The organism is Arthrobacter sp. KUASC02 (assembly GCF_059739395.1).
In genome coordinates this window covers 1240474-1252235 of record NZ_AP046053.1, presented here as the reverse complement: position 1 = coordinate 1252235, position 11762 = coordinate 1240474, and the positions used below count along the sequence as shown (strand labels likewise).

The window sequence follows — 11762 nt, the reverse complement described above, 5'->3', positions numbered from 1 at the left end:
CTGCCCATCATGCATCAGTATGATCATGGCCGAAGGAAATGTACTGAAGGCCCAGGTGCGCCTGCGTAGCGAGTTCCTACCTCTAGCCTCACGGGACACTCGCCCGCATTAACCCGCGGCCCCGAAAGACGATTCGTTCCCGGACTGCGGCACCGCCCAACGTTCAGGAAATAGGGACGGGCACTGTTAGAACTCGCGACTTTCACCGCGCGCCGTCCGAACAGCCCTCGGGCACACGGCAAGTCACGCCGTCACCCGGGCCTTGGACGCCAGGAACGAATGCCACATTGCGTATCCCAGTCGCGAGCGACCCCAGCGCACGGATGTCAAGAAAGGAACTGAAACCCTAGTGGTGCGCCTGGGTCTCCTGCAGTCGCTTGATGAACCAGCGGGACTGCTCCGGACCATACGGCAACACGGGGATCGCCTTGGTGGCGTCGCTCGGGCTGTCCCGGATGGACTGGATGGCCTGGCGGACGGCGGTGGACATGGTGTTGGCCATGGTTTTTACGAACTGATCGCTGCAGGGTTCGCCGTGGCCAGGGATCAGGAACTCGTAGCGGTGCCGCAGCGCCGAGATGTGGCGCAGGGCGTCGGCCCATTCCTCTGGGAAGGCGTCCTCGAAGGACGGGTGCGAGCCCTGCTCCACAAGATCGCCAGCGTACAGCGTGGTGGAGGTGCCCACCAGCAGGTCGCCGTCGGTGTGCCCCCGGCCCAGGTAGAAGAGGGTCACCGTCTGGTCGCCCAAGTCCACTAGCACGGGCCGGTCTTTCACGATGGCGTTCGGAACCACGAGTTCGGCGTCGGCACCTTCGCCGGCTGCCATTTCGGGTTCCAAGACGGCGACCATGCGGCGCTGCCGGTCCCCGTTCTCCTCAATCTCACGTGCACAGTTCTCATGGGCATAGAACTCGGTGACGCCCTCGTCCGCGAAGATGGCGTTGCCGAAGAAGTGGTCATAGTGTGCGTGGGTATTCACCACTACCAGCGGCAGCTGGGTCTTTTCGCGGACGGCGGCCAGGATTTCCCGCCCCTGCCCGGGTCCGCCGCCGGTGTCGATCACCATGGCGCGTTCGGCGCCAACTATAAGTCCGGTGTTGAGCTTCGAGCCTTCGGTGGTCAGCACATGGTTGCCCTGGCCGACCTCCATCCATCGCGACATTCTGTTCTCCGTATTCATGCGTTCCGGCGATCGTAGGCCTCGATTCTAGTCTGAAAATGGGGTGAGATGCCTTTGTTCGGAGGGCGTGTGGAGGATGTCCGGAGGCGATGGGAAGCCACCGGTGGGTCATAAATGTTGGACGCTGAGCGGTCGGAGTAGGGTGACGGTGTAACCGAGGGTTTCGAGCTGGGCGGACGTTGTTGTGTTTGCGGGTGTCGGGGTTGGCGTGGCGGTTGAAGTGCTCAGCGACGCGGTCATGGAATTGTGCGTCGAGGTCTTGCAGGAGGTGCGCTCGTTTCATGCCTCGACGCCGGGTGAGCCGTTGGTAGTGTTCGCCCACGAAGGTGTCTGTTCTTCCGGACTGCCTGCATAAAAGGTAGTGAGCGCCCTAGCCGACGACCAGCTCATGTACCGTCACCTTGGCCAATGGGCGCCACACCCACAAGCCAATCGACCTACTTATTCATGGTCTTGTGCGGCAGAATGTCGGGCATCTAGGCTGTCGGGGTAGCCCATCTAGGCTGTCGGGGTAGCCGATTGCACGGACCTTCGCTGCGTTTCCCCTCGGGGAAGTCTCGTCGAAGGCTGCCTAGCTGCCGAAGTTCCCACTAGCCATTTGCGGCATTTGCTGACGTTCAGCCTCGGTGAAGCTGGGTCCTCCGGGTTTCCCGTCGCCCGGGCTATAGACCTGCAGGTCAAGCCCAACGACGATGGGACGCGGGCCGGGAGTAGCCGCTCTCGCGCGTTTATGCGCAGCCACTTCTGCTGCCCATGGAGATATCGCTTGCAGAGACTGTCGGGGTGACGCCGATGACCGCAGGCACTGCCGACGGTACCTGTTGGCTGACGCCCGCAGCCGGCTGGCCCATCTGGGTGCACTGCCACGAGATCTCAAGATGCGAGCACCTCATGAAGGGTTTTGGAGGAATTCCTATGGTCCGGGATTGGCGGTCAAACTCGGTAGCTGTAGCCAAAACCTAGGGAGACCGTCTGGTACAAAGCCAGTTCCCGGATCCGCCGGGGGGGAAAATCAAGCGGCAAGTCGGCAGCCCAGCCGCTCGGCAGTGCGTTGGCAGCGGAAATGTGGCTGGAACTTTAGAGCACACCTTTTGTTTCGCTGCGGTAACCCTAGGGAAATCTGCGTCTGCTTATGATCAGGCTATGGCTACGAAACAGCATAAGGCTCACTGCGATCTCTGCGGCGTCACGACTAACCACGTTACCTCCTATGGATCCTCGAACGGCGGCAGCGTCTGCTCGGTAATAAGCGTGAGATGCGCGGAACACCCTGAAGTACAGGGCTGAGCTGCATTTCACGCCCCGCGCGGGAGATACTTCGACCTGCATAGACGGGGGCCACTGCGCGCCGGGCATCGCCGACCGTCGGTTGCGGTCTTCATCTAAACGAAGCGGATCACCGACATGATCCGGGACGCCACGGCAGCATGCCCGGCGTCATTCGGATGGAAGTTATCTACTGGGGTGCCGTCGGGCATCGTCCCCGTGACCCAACGGTTCTTCTCGCTCTTAAAAATCGAGGACAGGTCGCGGAACCTGCCCTTGTCATCCGCGGTACACTTGGCGATCATCTCGGCATCGAAAGCTTCCGAATCCTCGGGTGAACCCCACGGGCCAAGGCAAACTATCGACGCGTTCGGACTGGCAGCACGCACGGCAGCCAACAGCGCCACGTAATCTGCCCTGAACGCCGCAAGGTCAGGAGTCACCGCGTCGTTGGTTCCAAGCTCGATGATGACCAAGTCAAAGGGTTTTGCTGGAATCTGCGGCGTAATATCGGCAACGCGCAGGCCGCCACTGCCAGCACCCCTGGCAATCGTGGTAACGCTAGTCGGTGCACCCCGGTTAAGAGCCGCCTCGGTTAGCGCCGTAAAGCTTTTCTCCGCTGATGTGGCAGCCGCCCCCCGGGCAAGGGAGTCTCCCAGTATGAGAGCTTCGACGGTGCGCCCGTGCGCAATAACAGGGACAGTGTCGCGCTCAAGTTTTGCCAGCTGAGCGGCAGCCTTCTCGTCACGCAATTTTTGGCTGAATGCGTCGGCGCTTGCCTGAACATCAGGCGTTGTTGGGTCGGGGTCTTCGGGTCCCAGGAAGACGAAACCTACGACCGTCAACGTCGCCATCGCCAAAGCAGTCAGCCCTAAGTACGGAAGCCACTGCTTAACCTTCCGTGGAGCTTTCCGTGTCCGAGCCACTTTTGTCCCCTGTCTGTAGTGCAAGTCCACGGTAATTCTACGTCCCTGCGTAGCACCAAAAGATCGGCAATCACGCTGTGGCACGCGCGACACCCTGACTTTGGACCTCAGCGCGATGCAGCTTTCTGGCCAGGAAATACTGCAGGATGCGTGATCAGTGGGTCGGTCTGCAATCTGTAGTGGCTGGCCAAGCCCGGCGGGTTGGCCGGTCCAATAGCGCCGCACAAGACTGACGGTGCACTGGACTGGGTACGCAGGGTCTTGAAAACAACTCCTCCATATTTGTTAGCACTGACCGCGACTGTGATCAGATCATTCTCGGGGCGGCTACAAATGCTGGTCCTCGCTGCGGCCAAAGTCCACTCAAGGATGAGATTAGTTGGGGCGACCATTGTGGACGCGCCCGAGCCTGAAGTCGCCTTCGTCGTATCCGCAGTCACAACTTCATAGTGCTTCACTAGGATGATGGCTGGGCCTCCGCCTTCTACTGCGTAGAACTGGCCGTCAGCACTCCACGATGCCGGCTTCGGATCGGTGCGGACTCGTCTAATGCCCTGAACGCGGCGGTTGTGCCAAGAGCACGGGAGGCCAAGTTAGCTTCTTCCGCCGCTCAGGTATTAGACCAAGTTCGGCGTCTCAGTTGCATTCGTGGCTTGCCAGCAAGGGCACGAACTAAGTCACTGATCGCCACCACAGGCAGCAGGATGGGCGTTACACAGACGAGCAGGACGCGAAGCTCCAAATCAATCATCTTCTCGCGCTTGGACCTCGTGAACTTGGCATAGCTTGGATTCGACATATTTTGACAATAATGATCAACTTGGCCGCCCGCCTGAGTAGTCGCTACTCGTTTCGTCCAGGTAAAGGCCGCGAGTTCAGCCTATGACCCATTTCCGAAGACGCGTTTTGGCTAGCACCAAGGCCAGTGTCCAGGGTACGGCGACTGCCACCACTGCGTCCCACCACCTGCCTGTTGCCGGGGTGTCCAAAGCCCACAAGATCAACGCATGCGTAAGAACCACGACGAATCCCACCGACGCCAAACTGATCGTCACCTGATGCGCTGCGGGTCCCATCCGCTTATAAGCGACCTTGACGACAAGGATCAATCCAAGGCTGATGCCTGCGGCGCTCATCACGCTCACCCCCAAAGTCCCGAAATCACCGTTCTTCATGTTCAAGGGCTCAATTAGGCCCGTCACGGATAGGCCTAAGCCGACGAAGATGAGTACGATACCAAGCCAGAAACCGTGTGGGATTAGTGCAACAAGACGCCGCAGCTCGCCGCCAATTAGGACGAATATTAGACAAGGAAACGCAAGTGCGATCGACAGCGGCGTCTTGGCCATGACAGAGCCAGCAAAGTACGTGGCAACGAGGCCACCGAACGATGCAAGCCACGGGATCCAGGCAGGGAAACGCTCAAGATACCGGTAAAGAATTGCCGTAAAAAACAGCACGGTGACGAACCAAAAAGCAGAAAACGGGCGAACAGCGAAGTATCCGCCATACAGTGCGTTCCTGAGCTCCTCCGCCGGAAAGCCCCCCGTCTTCAGGTAAACCAAACCAGAAAACGTCACGCCCACGATAATGAGCCACACCATATACGGCACTAGCAGTGACTTGGCCCGCCGAAGGACTTCGTCTTTAGCACTCCTGCCCGGCTTCCAAAGGAAGCCAGTGAGAACAAAAAATACCGGTACGTGCCACGCAAATACAGCGTCGGTGAATGAACCAGCTGTCCAAACGTGCCCGACCACGACTGCGACGATCCCGATAATTCGAATAGCATCCAGAGCTGCGGAACGTGTCTGAGTGGACTCGTCGGCCAGTGAAGTTGTGGTTGTCGTCCCCCAGATCATATTGATGACTATCTCATGGACGTGACTTCACGTCGCAGTTTCGCGTGTATCGGACAGATAGACCGAGTCGCTGAAGGGGACGAACCGACATTTATTCCCCGACGATTTCCATGACGTAGCTGTGTGACCATTACAGATCGGCCAGCATAGCGCCCGGGGTCTCGAGTGCGTCGGCGACGAAGCGAAGGAACCCACCAGCCGTGGCACCGTCGCAAACGCGGTGGTCAAACGTGAGCGTCAGTTCGGTGACCTTACGGACGGCCAGCTCGCCGTTCACCACCCAGGGCTTGTCTATGATTCGCCCTACGCCCAGGATTCCTACCTCGGGGTGGTTGATGATCGCGGCAGAGCCGTCCACTCCGAAGACCCCGTAGTTGTTCAGTGTGAAGGTGCCGCTGCCCAGCTCGGCAGGTGTCGCCTTGCCTTCGCGCACGACTCCCGTAAGCCTGCGGATTTCGGCATCCAGCTCGCGGGCGCTCATCTTGTCCGCGTTTCGCACGGACGGGACCACCAGCCCTCGGTCCGTCTGAGCTGCGAAGCCCAGGTTGACGCCGTCGAACGTTACGATCTCTTGGCTCTCGCCGCCCGCGGCGTCCTCGGTAGTGACGATTCGGGTGTTCAGCTCCGGGTACTTCTTCAGTCCAGCCGTCACAAACCGCGCAATGAAAGCCAGCAGGCCGGGTGTGTTGTGCGGGTCCGCCTTCTTCAACGCGGCCCTCATTTCCACGAGAGCTGTGGCGTCCACATCCACCCATACCGTCGCCTCCGGAATTTCGGAGCGGCTCCGCGTCATGTTCGCGGCAACAGCCTTGCGAACGCCCCGAATCGGAGTTCGAGCGGTGATGCCGAGGCCTGTGCGGGAGTCGGTCTCGCTACGACGTGTTTCGACGGGCTCAACCTCCGGACGACGAGTTTCGACAGGCTCAACCGACGACGGCCGGGCCACGCCAAGCTCCACCGCCGGGGCGGGAGCGATCGCCGCTTCAACGTCCTTGCGCATGATCAGTCCGCTGGTTCCCGAGCCCTGCAGCCCACTCAGGTCAACGCCATGGTCACGGGCCATCCTGCGGACCAGCGGCGAAATCACGGCTCCGAGCTTCCCTGGAACGCGCGTGCGCAGGAGCGTGAGATCGGCAGCGGACTTCTCCGCACTTGTGATTTCGACGGGCTCAATCACCGATGTTGCTGACGCCGATGACTTGGGTGCCCGCGTACGACGGGCAACGCCGTGCCCTCCTGGTGTTCCGTATCCGATGAGGACGTTGCCGGACCCGGCTTTTTCCTCTTCCCGGTAGGTTTCGGCCGCAGGGGTCTCGACAGGCTCAACCACCGGGGTTTCGGCAGGCTCAACCAACGACTTAGCACCAATAGGCGTGACCGAGATCAGCGGCCTGCCGACGTCAAGCGTCTGGCCCGGTTCCCCGTGAAGCACGGCGACAGTGCCGGCGTACGGGGACGGAACTTCCACCATGGACTTCGCGGTCTCGACCTCGGCGATGGGCTGGTCCACTCGGATTTCGTCGCCCACGGCAACGAGCCAGTTCACGAGCTCGGCTTCAGTGAGGCCTTCGCCCAGGTCCGGCAGCAGGAATACTTTCGTTTCGCTCATTTGATCAGTCTTCCCACTGGAGGTCGTCAACGGCGTCGAGGATGCGGTCCACGCCGGGCAGGTAATAGTGCTCGAGCTTCGGCGCCGGGTATGGGACATCGAAGCCGGTGACACGGCGGATCGGCGCGGCCAGGTAGTGGAAGCAGCGTTCCTGTACCCGGGCCACAATCTCCGACGAAACCGACGCAAAGCCATGGGCCTCGGCGATCACCACGGCACGGCCGGTCTTGCGGACGGAGGCGCAGATGGTCTCGTCGTCGAACGGCACGATGGAACGGACATCGATCACTTCCAGCGAGCGTCCTTCCTCAGCCGCTGCAGCGGCTGCGGCAAGCGCGGTCGGCACGGACGGACCATAGGCGATCAGCGTGGCATCTGTGCCAGGGCGGGCAACGGCGGCGCGGCCTTCCGAGGACGTCCCCCGTTCGGCGTTGGCCGCGTGCTCGGTGCGGAGTGCTTCCAGGTCCACCAGGTCTTTGGACCAGTAGAGCTTCTTGGGCTCCATGAACATCACGGGGTCGTCGGAGTCGATGGCTTCGCGGAGCATGCGGTAGCCGTCGGCCACGGTGGCCGGGGTGAAGACCTTCAGGCCGGCGGTGTGGGCGTAGTAGGACTCGGAGGAGTCGCAGTGGTGCTCCACTCCCCCGATGCCGCCGGCGTACGGGACGCGGATGACGATGGGCAGCTTGACCGCGCCCTTGGTCCGGTTGTGCATCTTGGCAACGTGGCTGACGATCTGCTCGAAGGCCGGGTAGGCAAAGGCATCGAACTGCATTTCGATGACGGGGCGCATGCCGTTCATTGCCATCCCCACTGCCATTCCGACAATGCCGGACTCGGCCAGCGGGGTGTCGAAGCAGCGGGACTCGCCAAAGGTCTTGGTGAGGCCATCGGTGATGCGGAAGACGCCGCCGAGCATTCCGACGTCCTCGCCGAAGACCAAAACGGAGGAGTCGGCATGCATGGCGTCGGCCATGGCGGTGTTCAGCGCCTTGGCCATCGTGATGGCCTGCGGTCCGGTTGCATCAGCAGAGGCTGCTGCCTTGGCGGCGGCGCGGGCGGTTGCCGCGCTGACGTTGCCGTTGACCTCGGAGGATGTGGTGACGGTGGGGCTCATTTTGCGGCCTCGTCCCGGGAAATTTCGTCGGCGAGCATGGCGGCCTGTTCCTTCAGCTGCGGGGTGGGAGTGGAAAAGACGTACCGGAAGAGGTCCTGCGGGTCGACCGGGACATCCTCGCCCAGGCCGTCGCGGAGCTGCGTGGCAACTGCCTCCGCCTTCTCCGCAATCCGGGCGGCGCCGTCGTCGTCCAGCATTCCGCGGTCTGTCAGGTAGGTCTGCATCCGCTTCAGCGGATCCTTTGCCACCCACTGGGCCACTTCGCTGTCCTGGCGGTAGCGTGTGGCGTCATCGGCATTGGTGTGCGCCTGCATGCGGTACGTATGGGCCTCCACCAGTAGCGGGCCGGAGCCTTCGCGGGCCAGCTTGACCGCACGACCCAGCACGGCGAGCAGGGCGACGACGTCGTTGCCGTCCACGCGCTCGCCGGCCATGCCGTATCCCACTGCTTTGTGCGCCAGCGAAGGCGCCACGGACTGGTGAGCCAGCGGCACCGAGATGGCGTACTGGTTGTTCTGGACAAAGAATACGACGGGCAAGTGGAAGACGGCCGCGAAGTTCAGGGCTTCGTGGAAGTCGCCTTCACTGGTGGCGCCGTCACCGCACATGGCCAGGACCACGGTGTCCTCGCCCCGGAGCTTGGCGGCGTGGGCGACGCCGACCGCGTGGAGCAGCTGGGTGGTGAGCGGCGTGCACTGGATTCCCACCTTGTGTTTGGTGGGGTCGTAGCCGCTGTGCCAGTCGCCGCGGAAGAGGGTCATGGTCTGGACGGGGTCCACGCCGCGTGCCATCACGGCAACGGAGTCGCGGTACGTGGGGAAGATCCAATCGCCGTCGGCAAGGCAGAGGGCGGCTGCCACCTGGCAGGCCTCCTGACCGTGGCTGGACGGGTAGACAGCCATGCGGCCCTGACGGACTAGGGCGGAGTTCTGGTCATTGACGCGGCGGCCGACAACCAGCTGTTCATAAGCTGCCATCAGCTCGGCGTCGCCCGGCAGCGCGTATTCGTGGCCGGGCTGGGCGCCCTGCTCGGTGTGGGGATTCAGGGTGCCGTCCTGGTCCACCATCTGGATCTGGTGGCGGGCCGGCAGCATGTAGTCCTCCACCGTGATGCCGAATTTGCGCACAGCCTTGGCTGCGGCGTCTTCGCCCACGTGATTCGCGGCAGGCTGTTCCGGTGCGTCCTGCCCGATGGCGGTTTGGTCCGCGGAGATCGTCATTGGTCCGTCCTTCTGTAGCCACTATTCGCTTCAAGTATCGCCCTGAAGGAACTTTCGTATCCAGTCCCGGCGCAAATCGTGGAGAAGTACGAGTTTCTGGCCTAGTCTGAAAGACGAATCGTAAGTGTGAGCTGCGTTACCGGCGGGAGTTGTGGACAAATGGCAGAGACCGAGGCGGACCAAGTGGCGGTGCCGCTGGATGAAGTGGATCGGAACATCATCGCGGAGCTGACCCGGGACGGGCGGATGTCCGTCACACAGGTGGCCGAGAACGTGCACATCTCCCGGGCGCACGCCTATACGCGGATCGCACGCCTGACCGGCGAGGGCGTGCTGACCAAGTTCACGGCGCTGGTTGACCCTATTAAGGCGGGGCTCAAATCGTCCGCCTACGTAACCCTAAAGGTTAGGCAGCATTCGTGGCGAGAACTGCGTGAGCTGCTGCGGGCCATCCCGGAGGTGCATCACATTGCCCTGGTAGGCGGCGACTTTGATGTCATCTTGCTGGTCCGGGCCGTGGACAACGTGGACCTACGCCGGGTGATCTTCGACCAACTGCAGTCCATGCCGGGAGTGCTGGATACGCAGACGTTCCTGGTGTTCGAGGACGTTGATACGCGGTAGGTGCTAGCCCGGCCACGAGCTTCTGGCGGCATTCAAACGTGTGCTGAGATTGCTCCCACCAACCGTTGCTCCAGCCGATTTCCGCGATGACAACTATGAGCGGCCGCGAATCAATCCATCCGTTCTCGGGCGGCTTGCCTGGCTAGACACAGTCGCCGAAAATTCTCTCGTGGGCGGGCAGAACGAACAGGAAAGGTCATAGGATGCCCCGTCATACCAATGACGAAATTGGCACGAATTCCGGCTAGAATGGCTCTCAGGCCCGTTCAGGGTCCGCCCAGAAGGGCAGGCGATGCCGAACATCATGTTGCCGGCGCCGCAGGCCAGGGCTGGTCTCGCTAAACCCAGAACTGCAACGGGGGAACTAAAACAATGGCACTGAGTGACTACGTGCGCATTTTACGTCGCGATTGGATGCCAATTATAGCGCTGGCATTGATGGGGTTAATTGCGAGCGGGGCAATTTCACTTCTGGTGAAGCCGACTTACACGTCAACGACGCAACTTTTCGTCGCAATACAAAGCTCCGGATCAGTCACGGAACTTCAGCAAGGAAATACGTTCAGCCAGGCGCGAGTGCAGTCGTATGTTAAGACAGTTACGACACCCCTTGTTCTGCAGCCTGTTATTGACAGCCTAGGACTGAAAGTGACGCCCCAACAGTTGGCCGCCAAGGTGAAGTCCAGCGGGGATGTCAATACCGTGTTCATCAACATTAGCGTTTCGGACACTTCGCCCGTTCAATCTGCTGCAATTGCGCAGGCCGTCGCTGAAAGCCTAGTAAGAACCGTTGATACGCTGGAAAAGCCAACTGTTGGCGGGACGTCACCTGTCAATCTGTCAGTCGTAACTCCGGCGACAGCGCCTGTCCAACCTTCAGCCCCGAACACCACATTGAATTTAATGCTCGGTCTCGTCATTGGACTAGTTCTTGGCTTGGTCGTGGCGGTACTTCGTACGACGCTTGACACGAGAGTAAAGGGCGAAGCAGACGTCCGTCGGGTGACTAGTGCACCGCTGCTTGGAGGCATAGCATTTGATCCCGGTGCAAGCAAGAATCCCCTACTTACTCAGGCTGGTCAGCAGAGCCCCCGCGCCGAAGCATTTAGACAGCTTCGAACCAACCTTCAGTTCGCACAAGTAAGCCACACTAGTAAATCCTTACTGGTCACCTCCTCGCTTCCAGGCGAGGGCAAGAGCACGACGGCTACCAACCTCGCAGTTTCTCTCGCTCAGTCTGGACTAGCGGTAGTTCTGGTCGACGCCGATCTGCGTCGGCCGATGGTGTCTGAGTATCTGGGCCTGGAACGAAACGTTGGTTTGACGACCGCCCTTCTCGGGCAGGCAGAACTAGATGACATCCTGCAACCGTGGGGCGAAGACCGCCTGTACGTGCTTACCTCCGGGCGCATACCGCCGAATCCGAGTGAACTCTTGGGCTCTGAACAAATGCGAAAGTTGATACTGGAACTTGAGGCAACCTTTGATGCAGTGATCATCGATGCCCCGCCGCTGTTGCCCGTCACGGACTCCGCAGTGCTGGCTCAGCATGTCGGCGGAGTCCTGCTTATAGTCGGCAGCCAGAAGGTTCGGCAGCCAGATTTGACCAAATCTTTCGCCGCGTTGGAGATGGTTGGCGCAGACGTCCTAGGTGTTGTTCTGAACAGGCTTCCGGCAAAGGGCCCTGACGCCTACTCATACACTTACTACGCGTCCACGGATGACGCCGAACTTCCGAAACCCATTTCAAAGCGCCGCCCCGAGCGAGACGATTCCTCGGAGCATCCCGTTAGCGGCGGAGATTGGCAGCCAATGAGTCCTTTTGACTCGGCCTTGAAAAATAGTGAGGAAAGGGAACCGATTTCCTTTCCCAGCGGCGCGAACAACACAACCCATCGATAATGACTAATTGAGTCAAGTTCGTTCTTTATAGATTAAAACCTCCCCGCAGTAACTAC

The 11762-nt window shown here is 60.7% G+C and carries 8 protein-coding genes; 2 read left to right on the top strand and 6 right to left on the bottom strand.

The features are described 5' to 3' along the window. Positions 1-346: 346 nt before the first annotated feature. The 6 genes from AC6JAC_RS05765 to pdhA form a co-directional block, all read right to left on the bottom strand. Complete coding sequence (locus tag AC6JAC_RS05765; protein ID WP_497963839.1) at positions 347-1162, bottom strand: MBL fold metallo-hydrolase; 816 nt, start codon at positions 1160-1162, stop codon at positions 347-349. Between the two features lie 1400 nt (positions 1163-2562). Further along, positions 2563-3300 (bottom strand): SGNH/GDSL hydrolase family protein, encoded by a 738-nt coding sequence (locus AC6JAC_RS05760; RefSeq protein WP_497963837.1) that lies wholly within the window; start codon positions 3298-3300, stop codon positions 2563-2565. A gap of 947 nt (positions 3301-4247) precedes the next feature. Next, entirely contained in the window at positions 4248-5234 is a 987-nt protein-coding gene (locus AC6JAC_RS05755) for an acyltransferase family protein (RefSeq protein ID WP_497963835.1), read from the bottom strand. 130 nt (positions 5235-5364) lie between these two features. Continuing rightward, positions 5365-6843, bottom strand: coding sequence for a dihydrolipoamide acetyltransferase family protein (locus tag AC6JAC_RS05750; RefSeq protein WP_497963833.1), 1479 nt, complete (start codon positions 6841-6843; stop codon positions 5365-5367). A gap of 4 nt (positions 6844-6847) precedes the next feature. Continuing rightward, positions 6848-7960: an alpha-ketoacid dehydrogenase subunit beta gene (locus tag AC6JAC_RS05745; protein WP_497963831.1), complete on the bottom strand. Its 1113-nt coding sequence runs from the start codon at positions 7958-7960 to the stop codon at positions 6848-6850. After that, positions 7957-9180, bottom strand: coding sequence for a pyruvate dehydrogenase (acetyl-transferring) E1 component subunit alpha (gene pdhA / locus AC6JAC_RS05740; protein ID WP_497963829.1), 1224 nt, complete (start codon positions 9178-9180; stop codon positions 7957-7959). Before pdhA ends, AC6JAC_RS05745 begins: the two co-directional genes overlap by 4 nt. A 159-nt stretch (positions 9181-9339) precedes the next feature. Here pdhA and AC6JAC_RS05735 point away from each other — a divergent pair, with 159 nt between their 5' ends. Continuing rightward, positions 9340-9804 carry an Lrp/AsnC family transcriptional regulator gene (locus tag AC6JAC_RS05735; protein WP_497963827.1) on the top strand — a complete coding sequence of 155 codons (465 nt, stop codon included), beginning with the start codon at positions 9340-9342 and terminating at the stop codon, positions 9802-9804. Positions 9805-10176: 372 nt separating this feature from the next. Next, entirely contained in the window at positions 10177-11706 is a 1530-nt protein-coding gene (locus AC6JAC_RS05730; RefSeq protein ID WP_497963825.1) for a tyrosine-protein kinase domain-containing protein, read from the top strand. Positions 11707-11762 lie beyond the last annotated feature (56 nt).